General features: G+C 38.5%; 14 protein-coding genes. 11 read left to right on the top strand and 3 right to left on the bottom strand.

Annotation, left to right across the window (positions count from 1 at the left end; all coding sequences use genetic code 11):
* Positions 1-105 precede the first annotated feature (105 nt).
* Positions 106-1,806: a lysine--tRNA ligase gene (gene lysS / locus ABFU83_RS11820; RefSeq protein ID WP_347066163.1), complete on the bottom strand. Its 1,701-nt coding sequence runs from the start codon at positions 1,804-1,806 to the stop codon at positions 106-108.
* Positions 1,807-1,938: 132 nt separating this feature from the next.
* Here lysS and ABFU83_RS11815 point away from each other — a divergent pair, with 132 nt between their 5' ends.
* Both ABFU83_RS11815 and lipB read left to right on the top strand, forming a co-directional pair.
* Positions 1,939-2,673, top strand: coding sequence for a hypothetical protein (locus ABFU83_RS11815; protein ID WP_347066162.1), 735 nt, complete (start codon positions 1,939-1,941; stop codon positions 2,671-2,673).
* A gap of 5 nt (positions 2,674-2,678) precedes the next feature.
* Positions 2,679-3,380: a lipoyl(octanoyl) transferase LipB gene (gene lipB, locus ABFU83_RS11810; protein ID WP_347066161.1), complete on the top strand. Its 702-nt coding sequence runs from the start codon at positions 2,679-2,681 to the stop codon at positions 3,378-3,380.
* A 60-nt stretch (positions 3,381-3,440) separates the two neighbouring features.
* Here lipB and ABFU83_RS11805 read toward each other — a convergent pair whose 3' ends face one another.
* The gene (locus ABFU83_RS11805) at positions 3,441-4,040 is read right to left on the bottom strand and encodes a ribonuclease HII (RefSeq protein ID WP_347066159.1); all 600 of its coding nucleotides are present in this window, start codon (positions 4,038-4,040) and stop codon (positions 3,441-3,443) included.
* A 198-nt stretch (positions 4,041-4,238) separates the two neighbouring features.
* Between ABFU83_RS11805 and ABFU83_RS11800 the strand changes: the two genes are divergently transcribed.
* The 6 genes from ABFU83_RS11800 (at position 4,239) to ABFU83_RS11775 (ending at position 14,220) form a co-directional block, all read left to right on the top strand.
* Positions 4,239-7,364 carry a SusC/RagA family TonB-linked outer membrane protein gene (locus tag ABFU83_RS11800; RefSeq protein WP_347066157.1) on the top strand — a complete coding sequence of 1,042 codons (3,126 nt, stop codon included), beginning with the start codon at positions 4,239-4,241 and terminating at the stop codon, positions 7,362-7,364.
* 11 nt (positions 7,365-7,375) lie between these two features.
* Positions 7,376-8,872 carry a SusD/RagB family nutrient-binding outer membrane lipoprotein gene (locus ABFU83_RS11795; protein ID WP_347066156.1) on the top strand — a complete coding sequence of 499 codons (1,497 nt, stop codon included), beginning with the start codon at positions 7,376-7,378 and terminating at the stop codon, positions 8,870-8,872.
* Between the two features lie 29 nt (positions 8,873-8,901).
* Positions 8,902-9,681 carry a hypothetical protein gene (locus ABFU83_RS11790; RefSeq protein WP_347066154.1) on the top strand — a complete coding sequence of 260 codons (780 nt, stop codon included), beginning with the start codon at positions 8,902-8,904 and terminating at the stop codon, positions 9,679-9,681.
* A gap of 16 nt (positions 9,682-9,697) precedes the next feature.
* On the top strand, positions 9,698-10,726 hold the full coding sequence (locus ABFU83_RS11785) for a hypothetical protein (protein ID WP_347066153.1): 1,029 nt from the start codon (positions 9,698-9,700) through the stop codon (positions 10,724-10,726).
* Between the two features lie 138 nt (positions 10,727-10,864).
* Positions 10,865-12,775 (top strand): putative porin, encoded by a 1,911-nt coding sequence (locus tag ABFU83_RS11780; protein ID WP_347066151.1) that lies wholly within the window; start codon positions 10,865-10,867, stop codon positions 12,773-12,775.
* An 83-nt stretch (positions 12,776-12,858) separates the two neighbouring features.
* Complete coding sequence (locus ABFU83_RS11775) at positions 12,859-14,220, top strand: pyridoxal-phosphate dependent enzyme (RefSeq protein WP_300491434.1); 1,362 nt, start codon at positions 12,859-12,861, stop codon at positions 14,218-14,220.
* Positions 14,221-14,301: 81 nt separating this feature from the next.
* Here ABFU83_RS11775 and ABFU83_RS11770 read toward each other — a convergent pair whose 3' ends face one another.
* Positions 14,302-15,990 carry a GLPGLI family protein gene (locus tag ABFU83_RS11770; protein WP_347066149.1) on the bottom strand — a complete coding sequence of 563 codons (1,689 nt, stop codon included), beginning with the start codon at positions 15,988-15,990 and terminating at the stop codon, positions 14,302-14,304.
* 61 nt (positions 15,991-16,051) lie between these two features.
* On the opposite strand from ABFU83_RS11770, the gene ABFU83_RS11765 reads away from it, so the two are divergent.
* The 3 genes from ABFU83_RS11765 to ABFU83_RS11755 are packed head-to-tail and all read left to right on the top strand — an operon-like array spanning position 16,052 to position 18,479.
* Positions 16,052-17,323: a DUF2851 family protein gene (locus tag ABFU83_RS11765; protein WP_347066147.1), complete on the top strand. Its 1,272-nt coding sequence runs from the start codon at positions 16,052-16,054 to the stop codon at positions 17,321-17,323.
* Positions 17,324-17,363: 40 nt separating this feature from the next.
* Positions 17,364-17,591, top strand: a complete 228-nt coding sequence (locus ABFU83_RS11760) for a PspC domain-containing protein (RefSeq protein WP_211089520.1) — start codon at positions 17,364-17,366, stop codon at positions 17,589-17,591.
* A 6-nt stretch (positions 17,592-17,597) separates the two neighbouring features.
* On the top strand, positions 17,598-18,479 hold the full coding sequence (locus ABFU83_RS11755) for a helix-hairpin-helix domain-containing protein (RefSeq protein WP_347066146.1): 882 nt from the start codon (positions 17,598-17,600) through the stop codon (positions 18,477-18,479).
* Positions 18,480-18,495 lie beyond the last annotated feature (16 nt).

The raw sequence follows: 18,495 nt of genomic DNA, 5'->3' as shown, positions 1-18,495 counted from the left end.
GATTTTCTGTAAAGTACGATTTTTGTCGATAAAGGTCGTTTTCAGGGCGTTAAAAATAAAAAGGCCGACTAGTACTAGTCGGCCTTTTGGTTGTATATCGAAAACTTAGGATTGTAATTCTACGACTTTACTGTCGCCGGCTACAACCACTTTGGTTAATCCGTGTTGTGCTAAAGCTTTCATGGCTTTATCCCATTTTTTACCACTTAATCCGGCCTGATTTTTTAATTCGGCTAATTCCAGTGTGTTGGCATTTTTCTCTAAGATCGCAATAATTGCTTTTTCTTCGTCTTCCAATTCGATTTGTACGGCTTTTTTCTCCGGACGCATTTGTGGGAAAAATAGCACTTCCTGAATCGATGGATTGTTGGTTAAAAACATAATCAGACGGTCCATACCGATACCTAAACCAGATGTTGGGGGCATTCCGTATTCTAATGCACGTAAGAAATCGTTATCAATAAACATCGCTTCATCATCACCTCTTTCGGATAAGGCCAACTGCGATTCAAAACGTTCCCGCTGATCGATTGGATCGTTTAGCTCGGAATATGCATTGGCGATTTCTTTTCCGCATACCATCAATTCGAAACGCTCGGTTAATTCCGGGTTGTCGCGGTGTTCTTTGGTTAGCGGACTCATATCTTTCGGATAATCAGTGATAAAAGTTGGCTGGATAAAATTACCCTCACATTTTTCACCAAAAATCTCGTCGATCAATTTTCCTTTACCCATCGTATCATCTACGGCAATTCCCATCGATTGGGCTGCAGCCCGTAATTCGGTTTCTGTTTTTCCGGTAATATCAAAGCCGGTAAAATGTTTGATGGCATCTGTCATCGAAACACGTGCATAAGGTGCTTTAAAATCAACCGTATGCTCGCCGAAAGTAGCTTTTGTAGTACCGTTCACCTGAAGGGCGCAATATTCCAAAAGATTTTCGGTAAATTCCATCATCCAATTGTAGTCTTTATAAGCTACATAGATTTCCATAGCGGTAAACTCCGGGTTATGGGTTCGGTCCATTCCTTCGTTACGGAAGTTTTTGGAGAACTCATATACACCGTCGAAACCACCTACGATTAGTCTTTTTAGATACAATTCGTTGGCAATTCGCATATATAGGGGAATATCCAGGGAATTGTGGTGCGTGATAAACGGTCTTGCGGCCGCACCACCCGGGATTGACTGTAATATTGGCGTTTCTACTTCAAAATAACCTTTGTCGTTAAAAAACGTACGCATCGCATTGAACAATTTGGTTCTTTTGATAAATACTTCTTTAACCTGCGGATTTACAACCAAATCGACATAACGCATACGGTAACGCAATTCCGGATCGGTAAAAGCGTCGAAAACATTACCATCGGCATCTACTTTAGGTAATGGTAAAGGACGTAAGGTTTTGCTTAATAACGTGATGTTTTTGGCGCGTAAGGTTTTTTCGCCTACCTGAGTGGTAAACAATTCTCCTTCGATCCCGATAAAATCACCCAGGTCGATTAGTTTTTTGAAAACCTCGTTGTAAAGTGTCTTGTCATCGTCCGGACAAATCTCATCGCGGTTAATGTATAACTGGATACGGCCTTCGCTATCCTGTAATTCGGCGAAAGAAGCTTTCCCTTGTACGCGGGCAGACATCAGACGGCCGGCCACAATTACCTTCTTTCCTTCCTCAAAAGTTTCCTTGACCTGCTTCGACGTGTGGTTCACGGGAAACAAATTGGCGGGATATGGGTTTATTCCAAGTTCTTTCAACTTACCCAGTTTTTCTCTTCTGATGATTTCTTGTTCTGAAAGTTGCATAATTGTGATTTTTTTAAGTGGGCAAAGATAGACATATTTTAAAAAGGAATCAATTTCAAATTTTGAAAATGATAATAAAGGTATTGCAGATGGAAAATCGTATCTTTGAAAGCAAATTTGAAGCCTGAATTTATGAAGAAAAAAATCCGATTTGTCCTTACTTTGGTTGTTGCAGTTGTGATGACTGCGTGTAATTTTACAGAGACTATTTATTTGAATCCCGATGGAAGCGGTAAATTTTCGTTGGATGTCGATGCGTCGGCGATGATGAGCATTGCGGCTGAACAAGGCGATCGGAAAATTGATTCGACGTTTACCTTAAAATCATTGATGGACGAACGAAAAGATAGTATTGCCAAATTGCCATTGGCAGAACAGCAACGTTTGAAAAACCTGGAAAGCTTTTCGGTTCGGACGCATGTGGATCAAGTGGAAAAATCATTTTTGTTTACACTTTTCAGTGATTTTAAAAAACCATCGGATTTGGTTGATGCGTTGTCGGTTGTAAAAACGATGGACGATTTGAAAACGAATGGAAGCGGAGAGAAAGGCAGACTATCGGATATGGATAAGATGACTACCGATTTAAAGTATTCGTTCGACGGGAAAAAATTTACCCGTAAGGCGGCGGTAAAAGATCCGGCCATTCAAAAGCAGCTCACGGATAGCCTGGCGACGATCCGGCCGATGATAGAGGCTTTTACGTATACCGTAAAATACCATTTTCCGAAAAAGATAAAATCGATTACCGCAAAAGATCCGGTTTTTAGTGACGACAGAAAAACGGTAACCTTGCAATATCCGTTTATAGATTATATAGAAAGACCCGAAGTGATGAACTTTGAGGTGGTTCTGGAGAAAAAATAATGACGATGAACAAACAGATTGTATTACGGGATCTCGGATTAAAAGATTATAAAGAGGTTTGGGATTATCAGGAATCTTTATTTAAAGAGATTCTGGATATCAAGATTGCTAACAGGAGAGAAGAAAAAGAGGAGGTAACGCCCAATTATTTTTTATTTGTAGAACACCCACATGTGTATACGCTTGGGAAAAGTGGTGACTTTGCGAATCTGTTGCTTAATGAAAAACAGTTGGCCGATAAAGGTGCTTCTTATTATAAAATTAACCGTGGCGGTGATATTACCTATCACGGACCGGGACAAGTGGTTGGTTATCCGATTCTGGATCTGGAGAACTTTTTTACCGATATTCATAAATACCTTCGTTTTCTGGAAGAAGCTATCATTCGAACCCTTGCAGAATACGGATTGCAGTGTGAGCGAAGCGAAGGGGAAACCGGAGTATGGCTTGGGGTAGGTACGCCGTTTGCGCGAAAAATATGTGCGATGGGAGTGCGCGCTTCGCGATGGGTAACGATGCATGGGTTTGCGCTAAATGTAAATTCTGATTTGGGTTATTTTGATAATATCATCCCATGTGGCATAAAAGACAAGGCGGTTACTTCCTTACATGTAGAGTTGGGTGTTGCAAAAGTGGATGAGGAAGAAGTAAAGGCAAAAATTAAAAAACATTTTGCGGCCTTGTTTGAGGCAGAAATCAAAGACTAAAAATTATAGTATTTTATAAAGAAAAATCCTGATAAAATTTTATCAGGATTTTTTTTGTGGTTATAATTCCAGTTTTAATTGTTCCGGAAGTAGGCGAAACGACTTCCGGTGATAAGGTGTGGTTCCGTATTTTCGAATCGCTTCCCGGTGTTCGATAGTAGGGTAGCCTTTGTTTTTTTTCCAGTTGTACATGGGATATTCTTCATGTATGCGATTCATATATTCGTCGCGATAGGTTTTGGCCAGAACCGAAGCAGCAGCAATACTTAGGTATTTGCTATCGCCTTTAACGATACAGCTATAGGGAATGTCCTGAACCGGTTTAAAACGGTTGCCGTCCACGATAATATAATTGGGAGTTGGGTTTAGGTTGATAAGGCAGGTTTGCATGGCTTGTATCGAAGCATTGAGGATGTTGATCTCGTCGATAATCTCGGGTTCGAGGTGAATTACTTTAAAACACAGCGCTACTTCTTCTATTATGTGTTTTAGTTTTTCCCGTGTAATTTCGGACAATTTCTTCGAATCGTTTAGCTTTTCGATGATCACATTATCCGGTAAAATCACGGCTGCAGCGGTAACAGGACCGGCTAGACAGCCTCTTCCGGCCTCGTCGGTTCCGGCTTCCAATGTTAACTTAGAGTAATTCTGTAGCAGCATTTTTGTTTTTGGTAAATGTACAAAAAAAACACAAATATTTTGAGTAAACCGCAGTATAATAAGGGAGTTTTTTTGATATAGTGTATTTCTAAATGGCTTTTTTTAACACAAATAAAATGCTATAATTCCTATATTATATTTGTTTATTTAAGAAATTATTAAGAAGTTTGCGGAATAACTAACTCAAATAAATTTAATATGAGATCGAAGTTTAAATGGATTTTTACGCTTTTACTAGCGTTTTCGATGCAGTTTTCGTTCGCACAACAGGAGAAAACTGTTACAGGTACAGTGACCGAAGGAGGTTTACCGTTACCTGGTGTTAGTGTTGTTATTAAAGGAACAACACAAGGCACACAAACTGATATGGATGGTAATTACTCCATCAAAGCAAAACAAGGACAAGTGTTAGTGTACACATTTGTTGGAATGGAGACTTCTACTGTAACAGTTGGAGCTTCAAACAAAGTTAACGTTGCGTTGCAATCAGAAGCAAAACAATTAAACGAAGTTGTTGTTGGAGCTTTAGGTATCAAAAAGAGACAGGATGCAATCACTTCAGCTAACCAGGTTGTTAAATCGAAAGAGTTAACACAGGCAGCTTCTCCGAATGCGATTCAGTCATTAACTGGTAAAGTATCTGGTTTACAAATCAACCAGACGAACTCTGCAGTTGATGCAACTACAAGAATCGTTATCCGTGCTCCTAAATCAATCACTCAGAACAACCAGGCTTTGGTTGTAATTGACGGAGTTATCTCTACTGCTGCTGTATTACAGCAGTTGCCAACAGAGGTTATCGAGTCGGTTAATACAATTAAAGGTTCTCAGGGAGCTGCGTTGTATGGATCTGATGGTGTTAACGGGGTATTGATTGTTACTACTAAAAAAGGATCAACTCAAGGTCAGAAAATGTCAATCTCGGTTAACTCTTCAATTGACTTTTCTACAGTTGCTTACCTTCCGGAAAGACAAACAAGATACGGACAAGGATGGGATGGACAACACTATTCTTATGAGAATGGTACTTGGGGACCAGAATTTGATGGTTCTATCCAGCCTACAGGTTTGCCACAGGCAGACGGTAGCTTCTTTATGTTGCCTTACCGTTCTTTAGGAAGTGATAATATCAAGAAATTCTTCAAAACTGGAGTGTTAACACAAAATGGTGTTTCATTATCTTCAGGAAACGAGGATGGATACCTTTTCTTTACAGCTAACAAATTAAGAAACGAGTTTATCGTTCAGGATGACGTTTTGGATAGAACAAACTTCCAATTCAAAGCTGGTAAAAAAATCGGAAGATGGAATGTTGAGGGGAATGCTCAATATACTACACAAGAGTCTAGAACTACAAGTTCAAGTTTATACTATGATTTATTACAAACGCCAACAAACGTTCCAATCGAAATGTTTGAAAACGGAGGTAACTTACATGGATATAGCTACTATATGAGAAACCCTTACTGGGTACGTGATAACGTAAGAAACCAGTCGAATGCAGACGTTTTCAACGGAATTGGAAAAATTGGTTTTGAAGTAAACAAAAACATCAACGTTTCGTACACTGCAGGTGTTAACCTTTCTAGTACTAAAACGTTAGGTTATACCAATGATTATGTTGATCCATACCGTTACGGAAATGGTAACCAGTCAGTTATTTCTTCATTGTCTACATCTAACGGATCTACAAGAAGATTGTATGCTGATTTATTGATCAACTTTGATTATGATTTAACAAAAGACCTTAACTTAAAAGTTAATATTGGTAACAACGTACAAGATGTTTATGCTACTTCAACTGGAGCATCAGGATCTCAGTTAGCAATCCCTGGATTATACAATATCTCTAACGTATCAAGTGTACCGAATGCTACAAATTCATTCGCTAGATCAAGAAGATTTGCATTCTTTGGAAACGTTGACTTAGGTTATAAAGATTATTTATTCTTGAACTTAACAGGAAGAAATGAGTGGGTATCTTTCTTAGATAAATCGAACAACAACTTCTTCTATCCATCTGCAGGTTTATCTTTCATTCCTACAAAAGCGTTTGAATCATTAAAAGATAACAACGTTCTTTCTTACGCTAAAATTACAGCGAGTATCGTAAAAGTAGGTAGTGCAAATAATATTGCTGCTTATGAGATCAATAACCTATATACAAGAAGTACAGGTTATCCATTCAATGGAATTAACTCTTATGTGCCAAACGTACAGCCAACAATCGCTTACAACTCAAGAACGAATCCTTATATCAAGCCAGAGTTTTATGTAACGAAAGAGGCTAGTATTAACTTAGGTTTCTTAAAAGATAGAATTACTTTAGATGTAGCAGGTTATTTAAGTGACAATACTGATTTGATCACAACAACAAGTGCTTCTTACGCTTCTGGTAACCCTAACTATACAACAAACATTGGTGCTACTAAAACTAAAGGTATTGAGATTGACTTAGGTATTACACCTATCAAAACGAAAGATTTCACATGGGATGCTAAATTCAGCTTCTCTAAAACGAAAACTACAGTAGAAAAAGTTGCTGACAATACAAACTCAGTAGCAATCTACTCTCCTTATGGAACTTACGGTATCTTCGCTGAAGAAGGTGAAGAATATCCAATCATCAAAGGTTTCGGATACCAAAGAGATGGAGAAGGACGTATCATCGTTGATCCAAACACTGGTAACCCACTTAAATCTACGGAGTTAATGAAGTTAGGTAAAACTACTCCGGATTACATCTTAGGTTTAAATACCTCTATTGATTTCAAAGGATTACGTTTAGCAGCTGTAATGGATTACAGAACTGGACACCAGTACTATTCAGGTACTAAAAATACATTAACTAACTTCGGTTATTTAGTTGATTCAGCTGAAAACGGAAGAGGTGGATTCATTATTCCTAACTCTTCTTACTTAGATGCTAACACTGGAACTTACGTGGCGAACAACTCTGTAGTTACAGGTGGTGGTTCTTCAATCGGAGTACAACAGTATTATGCAAACATTTATTCAAACATCGATGAGAACTACATTTTAGATGCTACTGCTTTCAAAGTACGTGAGTTATCTTTAAGCTATGCAATTCCAGCTAAAATGTTAGAAAGAACAGGTTTAACTAGCTTAAGAGTTGGTGTGAATGCGAGAAATCCATTTACAGTATTAGCTAGAGAAAACAGAGGATATGACGATCCTGAATCATCAATTAATAATGGTAATGCTGTAGGTTTAGCTTCTGGTACTAGTAATAGTGGAGCAGGAGGAACTAACCAGTATCCAAACACTAGAACTGTTGGTTTCAGTCTTAACTTAACGTTTTAATTAAAAGAAGTATGAAAAAGTACAAAATACATTTATTTTCATTAGTAGCAGCATTAGGATTGTCCTCTTGTGACGATTACTTAGATATCAATCAGTCACCTAACAACCCTACTTATGAAAACGTAACGCCGAACTTAGCTTTAAGTGGAGCGATCACTCAGCCTTACCGTTCATTTTCTACAATGCCAAATGCATTAGGAAACTTATTTATGAACAGCTGGGGTGGAAACGTTAACTCGGTAACGGGTATTTATACTGTAGAGTTTGACTTAAATATCGATAACTCATTCTATTCAAGAATTTGGGAGAATTTGTTTTTAACGACTTTAGGTTTAACAAACATCCAGAATTTCCCTGCTGATAATTACGACAACCACAAGGCTATCGCAAAAATCATGAAAACGTTCTACTTCCAGTATTTAGTAGATTTATATGGTGATATGCCTTATTCTCAGGCGCACAATCCATTAAACACTACACCGGTTTATGATAACGCACAAACTATTTATAGAGATTTAGTGGTACAGTTAGAGGATGCAATCGAAATGATTGATAATGCTCCTGCCGGAACAAATGCAGTTGGATTAGAAGATCCTGTATTTAAAGGAAACATGACAAACTGGAAGAAATTAGCAAACACAATCAAATTAAGATTGTTAATCAGAGAATCTGGTGTTGCTGCTAGTCAGACTTACTTAAATGCTGAGTTCGCTGAATTAGCTGGTGCTGATTTCATCACAACTGATGCTACGGTTAACCCTGGTTATTCAAATGCGAATAACGACAGACAAAACCCGTTCTATAACACGTACGGATTCCAAATCAACGAAACTACAGAAAGAGCTTCTTATACTTCTACTGTAGCTACGGACAACGCGATCAAATCGCTTAACGGTAGTAAATATGGTGTGCCAGACGGACGTTTAGCTAGATTATTCAAACAAAACGGTGGATCTTGGGCTGGAGTTATCCAGGGGCAAACTGGTATCGAAGCTCCGGACAACTTAGCGAATCTTGGTCCTGGTTTGATCAAAAATTCTGCGCAAGACGGATATATCTTTACTGCTGCTGAAAGTTATTTCTTGCAAGCTGAAGCGGTACATAGAGGTTACCTATCTGGTTCTGCTCAAGGCTTATTTGAAGAAGGTATTAAAAAATCTTTCGTTCTTTTAGGATTAACAACAGCGGATGCACAGACTTATATCGATCTTTCAAATGCAGGAGGTGCGGTTAGCCCTAAAATTGGATGGGTAAATTCAACTAATAAAATTGAAACCATTATGATTCAGAAATGGATTGCTTTAATGGGTATCAATGGTATCGAGTCTTGGATCGAGTATACAAGAACTGGTTTCCCTGTAACGGATTTAGCTTTAACAGCTACAAGACCTGCAAAACCAGTACGTTTAATGTACCCGAACTCGGAGTATACTGCAAATGGTAACAACGTACCTAGTCAGTCTCAAAATGATGCATTTAATAATAAAATCTTCTGGGCATTACCATAATTGGTGATAACCTCAAAATACTATTAAATATGAAAAAAATTAAATTATTATTATTGTTTGTTGCAACTGCCGCTGTGTCGGTATCGTGTGACCTAGGCGATGAAGCACCATACTTTGGTGATTCAAGAGCTATCGTTGGATTTTCCAAAACTTCTCAAAGTAATGGAATCGTAACTGACGGAACTGATAAAACGGTTAATATGGTTGTCGAATTAATCGGAGGTAACCAAAGTTTACCTGCTGATAGCGATATCGCTGTTACGTATGATTTTGATGCAACTAGTAGTACTGCTACATTAGGACATGAGTTTGATTTTGCTTCTGCTAATCATACTGCAATTATTCCTGCTGGAAGCAAATCGGTTGTAATTCCTATTACGGTTCACAGTAACAATGTTGTTGTAAACGATGATAAAACTATTGTAATTAAACTTACAGGAGCTTCTTCTTCTAGCGCAACTGTTGTAGGATCAAACTACAGCAAATTAACAATTACTTTAGTAGGTTCTTGTTTCTCTAACTTAGCAGGTAATTATTCGGTATCATATACTTCAGGGACATTCCCGATTGTAGTTACGGAGGTTGGAGTAGGTTCTTACAAATCTAATATTACACCGGGTTATACACAGTATGATATGTTTTTCTCAGATCTTTGTGATACATTAACAATCACTGATTGGTATGCTAATAGCCAATACCCAATCTCTGGAACAGGTACAGTTGAGGCAAATGGTGATTTAAGATGGACTAGTGTTACAATCACAGGTATCTACTCAAACAGAGCGTACCTATTCAGAAAAGTGAATTAAATAATAATAGAGAAATATGAAAAAAAATAAAAGATATTTAAGTTCAGCTTTTGCATTATTGTTCACAGGATTAGCTTTTGTATCCTGTAACGATAATGATCCGGACTTTGTTTACAACGAAAAACCAGCAATTTCCCCTGAATTTTCTGCCTATACGGTAAATGAAGGTGATGCGGTTACGCTTGTACTTAAAACGAGTAAAGTGTCTAACGTTCCAATGGAAGTTAAACTGGAAGTTTTAGGAAACAGTACGGCAACTATAGATGATGATTTTACATTACCTGGAGTAGCAGTTGGAGCTGAGGATGGATTAGGAACGGATGGGTTTTTAGTAACTTTCCCGGCTAACACATCTACCTATACAATTACAATTCCAACTGTCCTTGATGATGAGTATGAGCAAGATGAATTACTTGCTTTAAAACTTACAGGGGCTCACAACATGAACGGAACAATTGACCAAACGGTTAATATTACGATTAAAAACGTAGTGAAAGACGAATTAGACTTAACACTTGCTTGGGATAAAACATTCGAAGCTGGAGGTCAGACGTATTCACTTTGTGATATCGAGTATGACGTAGACATCTTGGTTTTTGATTCTGGTTTCAACCCAGTTGGAGACGGAGCACAAACTGGTGACTGTCCGGAGCATTTAGTAATGCCATTGGCTGATTATCCAAATGGTACTTACTTAATCGTTGGATACCTTTATGGTGATGCAGGAGTTCCTGCTGCTGGTTTACCAGAATTCAACATTCCAATCACTGTTGATTATATCAGAGGTGGTTCTGCTACTTTACAGGCAGGTTCTTACACACAAACTACAGGATTCCTGACTTCGAACTCAGAAGGTGAGAATACTGCAGGTGCTGGAAACGGTGATATTACTATCATCGCTGCTGTGAAAGTAGAAAATGGTGTGTTCACGATCTTAAATCCAAATGACAATAGTGTTATTGCTCAAGGTAGATCTGCATCAACTGTTAACAAAATGGCTGCTGCTTTCAAAGCAAAAGCTAGTTTGAAAAAGAACAAAAAATAATTTTTAAATAAATATATTTTTAAGCGCCCCAATCTGGGGCGCTTTTTTTTTTGACAAAGCGATAAATTATAGCTCATTTTACAGAATAGCTGCATTATTTGTAAATTTCTAATACCTTTGCGATTCTAATATAGAATTATGAAGCATCTTTTTATAGCGGTAGTACTGTTATGTTCTTTTGCGATGTTGGGTCAGGAGCAGATAAAGGATTCAATAAAGCCGAAAAAATCACTTCGGGGCTCGGACAATAAAACCCATTTTGCGCCAATCGACCAATATAAAATTATTACGTTGGATCGCGATACTACCTTTGTGGATACTTCATTAACCATTAAAAAGGATTATGAACTAAACTACCTGCGTAAGGATATTTTCGGATTGATGCCGTTTCCAAACGAAGGACAAACCTATAATACACTGGACTACGGTCTGACCGCTTATAATGCTTATCCGGAATTCGGATTTAAAGCCAAGACATTCAATTTTATGCGGGCCGAGGATATTAAATACTATTCGATGCCCACACCAATGACCGAGCTTTACTATAAGTCGGTCATGGAACAGGGGCAAAACCTGGACGCTTTTATCTCATTGAATACCTCTAAGAATCTGAATTTTTCCATTGGGTATAAAGGACTGCGTTCGTTGGGTAAATATGTGAACCAGCTTTCGAGTACCGGTAATTTCCGATTCATAACCAGTTACCATACTACCGATAACCGTTATAATTTAAAATTTCATGTAGCCATCCAGGATATCCTGAATCATGAAAACGGAGGCGTAAAAAATCTGGAAGAATTCGAAAACAGTATTCCTCCTTATGACGACCGTGCGCGTCTGGATGTATATTTTAGCGACGACACCAAATCGTCACTCGAAGGAAAGCGGGTGTTTTTTGATCATAGTTTCCGACTCAATAAAAATAATCCGAACAGTCTGGTTTTTTTGCATCGTTTTAATTATGAATATAAATTTTTCGATTATTCGCAACCAACCGCCAACGAACGTTTCGGCGATTCCTATACCAGTACCATCAGTAATAAAACAAGATTTAACAGCCTCTATAATAAAGTTGGGGTAGCCTATTCCAATCAAAGTGTTGGTGATCTGGAGTTTTATCTGGAGGACTATCGTTACAATTATTTTTATAACAGTACGGTTATGAATGACGATGGCTCGATTAAGGTGCCAAACCGTCTGAACGATAAGATCAACTCCTATGGCGCACAATATACCTACTATAAAAACAAGTGGAAGGGAACCTTGTTAGTATCCAATTCTATAACCGACCAGTCACTGGCTAAAATAGAAGGTACGGTTCGTTATAACTGGGATACACGTAACGTTTTTACATTGCGTTTCCAAAACATGAACAAACTGCCCGATCTGAACTACAATTTATATCAGAGTGGTTATATCTTCTATAACTGGACGAACAACTTTAAAAACGAAAAAATTAAAAACGTTGAATTTGATGCCAAAACACAATGGTTGGATGCTTCGGTAAAATATAGCATTTTGGATGATCATTTGTATTTTGCAGATACGAGTACCGATGCGACTCAAGTGCTGGTTTCGCCACAACAATACGGAAATACGATCAATTACTTCTCGGTTAAAGTGGGACGTGAATTTAAAGTTGGTAAATTCGGTTTAGACAATACCTTTTTATACCAAAAAGTAGATCAGACAGACAAAATACTAAACGTACCGGAATTCGTTACGCGTAACTCCTTATATTTTAATGATCACTATTTCTCAAAAGCCTTATACCTGCAAATGGGAATAACCTTAAATTATTTTACAAAATATTACGCGAATACCTACAACCCATTATTGGGCGAATTCTATATCCAACAGGAAAAAGAAATCGGAAACTTCCCGATGCTCGATTTCTTTATCAATGCAAAAATCAAACGCACGCGAATTTATTTAAAAGCAGAACATTTTAATTCCAGCTTTACAGGCTACAAATATTATTCCGATCCGAATAATCCGTATCATGATTTTATGGTGCGATTCGGACTGGTATGGAATTTCTTTAGTTAAGGATGCGTTCGTAACATTTTATAATACGCCAAATAGCAATATCTTTGGCAAACAAAACAGACTTTTTTAGAAATTATAGACTAATGAAATACGCAAAAAACATATTGGAAACCATAGGGAACACACCTTTGGTTCAACTAAATAAAGTAACCAAAGAAGTAGATGCCCTGGTATTGGCAAAAGTAGAAACCTTCAATCCGGGGAATTCGGTAAAAGACCGTATGGCCGTAAAAATGATCGAAGATGCGGAAGCCGACGGACGTTTAAAACCGGGCGGAACCATTATCGAAGGAACTTCCGGAAATACCGGGATGGGATTGGCTTTGGCTGCGATTGTAAAAGGATACAAGTTGATCTGTGTGATTTCGGATAAACAATCCAAAGAGAAAATGGACATCCTTCGTGCTGTGGGAGCCAAAGTAGTGGTATGTCCTACAGACGTAGAGCCAACGGATCCGCGTTCATATTATTCGGTATCAAAACGTTTGGCCGAAGAAACACCAAATGCATGGTATGTAAACCAATACGACAATCCGTCGAATGCGATTGCACATTACGAACAAACCGGACCGGAAATCTGGGAACAAACCGAAGGGAAAATCACACACTTTGTAGTAGGTGTAGGAACCGGAGGAACCATTTCCGGAGTAGCAAAATATTTAAAAGAGAAAAACCCGAATATTAAAATCTGGGGAATCGATACATATGGTTCGGTATTTAAAAAATACCATGAAACGGGTATTTTCGATGAAAACGAAATTTATTCCTATATCACCGAAGGAATCGGAGAAGACATCCTTCCTAAAAACGTTGACTTTTCACTAATCGACGGCTTTACCAAAGTAACCGATAAAGATGCTGCGGTGTATACCCGTAGAATTGCATTGGAAGAAGGAATCTTTGTAGGAAACTCAGCCGGAGCCGCTATAAAAGGACTGATCCAGTTAAAAGAGCACTTTAAACCGGAAGATGTGGTAGTAGTGTTATTCCACGATAGTGGTAGCCGTTATGTTGGAAAAATGTTTAATGACGACTGGATGCGTGAGAGAGGTTTCCTGGACGAAGAAATAACCAAAGCAGAAGACTTGATCAAAGAGCATATCGATAAACCATTGGTTGTGGTACGTACGGAAGAATTAGTATCGCATGCGATAGAAAGAATGCGCAAACACAAAATTTCGCAGATTCCGGTAATTGATGTTACAGGATTTGTAGGTTCTGTAGACGAAACGGATTTATTCCAGAGTTATGTAGCCGATAAAAATGTAGCGGATAAACCAATCCGTGAAGTAATGGGGGCTGCTTTCCCGATTGTAAAACTGGGAACTCCGATTGACGAAGTATCAAAACTGATCAATAAAGATAATCAGGCAGTTTTGGTTGATTTAGGAAATGGGAAACACCATATTATCACCAAACACGATATTATCAATTCGATAAAATAATTACAACCTGACAGGTTTCGAAAACCTGTCAGGTTTATAACGATAAAAAAGTGCCGTTTGTAATTTACAAACGGCACTTTTTTAATTTCCGATCAGGACTCCCGAAACATTCCACGAACTGAAACTATTTCCTTCCGGTGCGCCTTGCGGAATCCGAATCTGTATCGTATGTTTACCCGCTTTCAGATCGCCCAAAGCTATCATAACCGGATTGGTTACGGTTCCCGGACACCAGTTCGAACGACTGTAATCGGATGAAGACAAGCCGTTGTTAAAATTCCCCGAAGCAGGATTAAACAATCGGTACGAACCACAATCCTGTCGCCAGGGTATAAAAGCAAATACTTCCTGTTGATCCAGGAAAATCCGGTTCTTTTTAGGGACAAATTCATCACCGTTTTCCCAACCGCCATGACCTGTGGTTATATAGCGAAGCTGTGCATTCGCAACATCGTTCGGTAAATCGAACGTAACCTCGAGGCCTTTGTCGGTATTAAACAGGGTCGCATAATCCTGTCCTGCCATTTCCATCACGTTAGTGGTATTAAACAACGGTAAAACAAAACGATTGGCAGTTGCTGGCTTATCTCCTTTATGGATGGTAATGTCCAAACTGATTTTATGACCGCCTTTATCGTAGTTCCCGATAAAAGTTCCAATCCATACCGTTTTAGTACTTAAAGTACTTTGTAATTCCGAAATATCCTGACGATACGGGACAATCTCATGCCATTTTTTATCTTTTAAGGCGATATGATTGTATTGTTGGATACCAAACGGAGTAAAGAAACGCATCAATTCCAATAACGGACTATAATTAGTAGTACGAACAATGCCCTGATACTGTTTTCCATTTCCGTTGTCATAAACCGGAAGGGATTTTACACCATTTTTCAAACCGTCTAAAAAGGAATGCGGCTGATCTTCCGGAATCACAAAAACGGAACCGGTACGATCGTAAGCATCACCATTGGATTGTTCCTGTAATTCGGTAAAAATCAGACTACCGGCAGGAATCTCCGGAAAGCTTACTTTTTTCAGAATAACGGTACCATTGGCATACCGGAAAATGCTATCATTAGATTTGGACTGATCGGAGAAATTGATGATCTCGTTTTTAAAAACAGCTATCGTGGTAAACCGACTTTTCCAAAGTAAATCGCGATAGGTTAAGAGATCGGTTTTCGGGCCGTTAAAATTATTAAAGGCCATCTGGTAAGGTGATATTTTCTTTTGTTTTTCAATTTTAGTAGCGGTAATCACATAATTATTGTTGCGTACCATTTCCAGAACCAATCCCAGGTCGGCTCCCAATACGGTTGGCGCACCTTTTACTTTTAAGTCGGTGGTGAACCAAAGTTCTATCGTGTTGGAATTGATAATTGTTTTGGCTTTTCGGCATTGGTAGCCCAGTATTATCTTGGTTTCCGGGCTAAGGTCAAATGTTTGCTTGGATAGTGAAATACTATCAGTAGTCGCTGCATTTTTAGCCTTGTTCCAAAAGGCCAGTTGTGTGAAATTACGGGTGTTCAGATCGATAAACGTTTGTTCATAAGGAAAATCCGCTTTACCGGATTGAATGCTGGTACTCGAGAGTAAAGTTGTTTGATCAGTTGCGGCAAAAACCAGAATCGGATCCTGATTTTCGAGTGCTTTTCCATTCGAACTTTTTAAGTAGGTTATCCTATAACCGTTGGACGGGATTATATCCCGTTGTGCGTACAGTATTCCGAAATGTAATACTAATACGATCGCGAATAATTTTTTCATTTTTTGTTGGTCGAGACACAAAGATAATTTTTTCTTAAATTAGAGATTTACTTTATATGCCATGCAGGAGATTTTTTTACATTATATCTGGCAATACCAGAAGATTACCGCATTGCCGCTAAAAACAATTCAGGGGGAAGCACTACAAGTGCTCAATCCCGGGTACTACCATAAAGAAGACGGGCCGGATTTTTTCAATGCCTGTTTAATTATAGAAAACCAACGATGGGCGGGTAATGTGGAGATTCATTTAAAATCGTCCGACTGGTACCATCACCGACACGAGATTAATAAAAAATACGACAATGTAATTCTGCATGTGGTCTGGGAACATGATATTGCTGTTTTCCGTCCTGATGGTTCCGAAATTCCGGTATTGGTACTAAAGACATATGTTCCGGATCATTTTTTAGCGGATTATTATCGATTGATGAAAGAGAAAAACTGGATTCTCTGTGAAAAAGACCTGCTTTTGGTCGAACCGATTTTCTGGATGAAATGGAAAGAACGCCTTTTTTTAGAACGCCTGGAGCAAAAAGTAAAACCAATTGAACTGCTTTTAAAAGAAAATAAAAACGATTGGGAGGCAACGCTGTTTTGTTGTCTGGCCAAAAGCTTCGGATTAAATACCAATAGTGAAGCTTTTTATCAGATTGGGAAATCCATTCCGTTTACCATTGTACAAAAAGAACGCTATATCGAAGGTAATCTGGAGGCGCTGTTTTTAGGAATGGCAACATTATTAGATGACAATAAGGAAGATCGGTATTTTTGTAGTCTTAAAAGAAAATGGAAGGAACTAAAGAAAAAGTATGGGCTTAACCGGAGGAGTAGGGTTCCATTGCAATTTTATAAAGTACGACCCGATAATTTCCCAACGATCCGATTGGTACAGCTGGCCGGATTGTATCAAAAACATTCGAATTTGTTCGATACTGTAATGCGACAGCATACACTCGCAGCGTTTTATGAAACTTTCAATATTGAAATGCCGGAATATTGGAACACCCATTATCGGTTCGATACGATGAGTTCGGGAAAAAGAAAAGTCAAAAAAATGAGTACTGCTTTCAGGCAACTGTTGTTTGTAAATGCCATATTGCCATTGCGTTTTTTGTATGCCCGTTATCAGGGAGAAGATTTTTCCGAAGAATTACTGGACATGGCTCGGCAAATCGTGCCGGAACAGAATAGTATAACCGACCGTTTCAAACAATTGGGAGTGAAAATTGAAAGTGCTTTCGATAGTCAGGCCATACTACAGTTAAAAAAAGAATATTGTAATTATAAACGATGCCTGCATTGTGATATCGGAAAAAAGCTATTGGGATAATCAACAGGAAAAACGTATTTTTGAATCAAATTAAAAACAGATGAACCTGATCACCAACATACGTCATTTTTTTGAAAAGCACGGATTCGAAGTGTCGTCACGATTAGCCGACCGGTTAGGGATGCGGGCAACCAGTGTTCGCCTGTTTTTTATTTACCTGTCGTTTTTTACGGTCGGCTTGTGGTTTGGCGTCTATCTGACGCTGGCATTCTGGTTGCGCTTAAAAGACATGGTTTATACCAAACGGAGTTCCGTTTTTGACCTCTGATAAAAAATGGACAGCAACAACAAATACGGGCTAAAATTCACGCGGGCGCAGCGAAGTGGTGTTTTTGTATTGTTGCTACTACTACTGGGAATACAACTTCTGATTTATTTTACCGGACAATTACAAGACACTCCTGAGATAAATCCGGAAGCCGAAAAATGGTTGTCACAGCAAATGGCGATCGACAGTCTCAAACGGGAAAATCAAACATCCAAAATGCAACTACAACCGTTTAATCCGAATTTTATTTCCGATTATAAAGGATATATTTTAGGAATGACGGTAGCCGAAATCGATCGGTTACAGGCTTTTCGGGCCCAAAATAAATATGTCAACTCAGTAGCGGAATTTCGTCAGGTTACCCAAATGGACGAAAAACGACTTGCCGAAATAGCACCCTACTTTAAATTCCCGGAATGGGTTAATCAAAAAATACACAAAACACAATCCGTTTCATATCCGATAGCAAAGCGACAGGAAAAAAAAGACTTCCAAATCGATATCAACAAAGCCACCCGTGAAGAGCTGCGAAAAATATACGGAATAGGGGAAGCTTTATCCGAACGGATTCTAAAAGAAAAAGAAAAATTCGGTGCCTTTGTCAGTGCAGAGCAATTCCGTTATATCTGGGGATTGTCGGATGAAGTGATCGAACAACTGATACAGCATTTCCCGGTGATCAATTCACCGGAAATAACAAAGATTGATATTAATAACGCCTCACTGAAAGAATTGGCACAGTTTCCGTATTTTCGATACGGGATTGCAAAGCAGATTATCACCTATAGGAGTATGACTGGCCCGATAAAATCCAAAGAAGACTTAACAAAAATTAAAGAATTCCCAGTTGAAAAAGTTGATATAATTGCCTTATATTTGGATTTTTAAACAAACAAACAGCAAA

It is taken from the genome of Flavobacterium sp. WV_118_3 (genome assembly GCF_039778605.1).
GTDB lineage: Bacteria > Bacteroidota > Bacteroidia > Flavobacteriales > Flavobacteriaceae > Flavobacterium.
The sequence above is the reverse complement of the archived record's forward strand: the minus strand, read 5'-3'. Positions and strand labels throughout refer to the sequence as shown.

What these genes read in the sequence shown, in the direction of transcription:
- lysS (WP_347066163.1), bottom strand. Translation starts at nt 1,806, where the DNA reads ATGCAACTTTCAGAACAAGAAATCATCAGAAGAGAAAAACTGGGTAAG.
- lipB (WP_347066161.1), top strand. Translation starts at nt 2,679, where the DNA reads ATGAACAAACAGATTGTATTACGGGATCTCGGATTAAAAGATTATAAA.
- ABFU83_RS11790 (WP_347066154.1), top strand. Translation starts at nt 8,902, where the DNA reads ATGAAAAAAATTAAATTATTATTATTGTTTGTTGCAACTGCCGCTGTG.
- ABFU83_RS11775 (WP_300491434.1), top strand. Translation starts at nt 12,859, where the DNA reads ATGAAATACGCAAAAAACATATTGGAAACCATAGGGAACACACCTTTG.
- ABFU83_RS11805 (WP_347066159.1), bottom strand. Translation starts at nt 4,040, where the DNA reads ATGCTGCTACAGAATTACTCTAAGTTAACATTGGAAGCCGGAACCGAC.
- ABFU83_RS11800 (WP_347066157.1), top strand. Translation starts at nt 4,239, where the DNA reads ATGAGATCGAAGTTTAAATGGATTTTTACGCTTTTACTAGCGTTTTCG.
- ABFU83_RS11760 (WP_211089520.1), top strand. Translation starts at nt 17,364, where the DNA reads ATGAACCTGATCACCAACATACGTCATTTTTTTGAAAAGCACGGATTC.
- ABFU83_RS11770 (WP_347066149.1), bottom strand. Translation starts at nt 15,990, where the DNA reads ATGAAAAAATTATTCGCGATCGTATTAGTATTACATTTCGGAATACTG.
- ABFU83_RS11795 (WP_347066156.1), top strand. Translation starts at nt 7,376, where the DNA reads ATGAAAAAGTACAAAATACATTTATTTTCATTAGTAGCAGCATTAGGA.
- ABFU83_RS11780 (WP_347066151.1), top strand. Translation starts at nt 10,865, where the DNA reads ATGAAGCATCTTTTTATAGCGGTAGTACTGTTATGTTCTTTTGCGATG.
- ABFU83_RS11755 (WP_347066146.1), top strand. Translation starts at nt 17,598, where the DNA reads ATGGACAGCAACAACAAATACGGGCTAAAATTCACGCGGGCGCAGCGA.
- ABFU83_RS11765 (WP_347066147.1), top strand. Translation starts at nt 16,052, where the DNA reads ATGCAGGAGATTTTTTTACATTATATCTGGCAATACCAGAAGATTACC.
- ABFU83_RS11785 (WP_347066153.1), top strand. Translation starts at nt 9,698, where the DNA reads ATGAAAAAAAATAAAAGATATTTAAGTTCAGCTTTTGCATTATTGTTC.
- ABFU83_RS11815 (WP_347066162.1), top strand. Translation starts at nt 1,939, where the DNA reads ATGAAGAAAAAAATCCGATTTGTCCTTACTTTGGTTGTTGCAGTTGTG.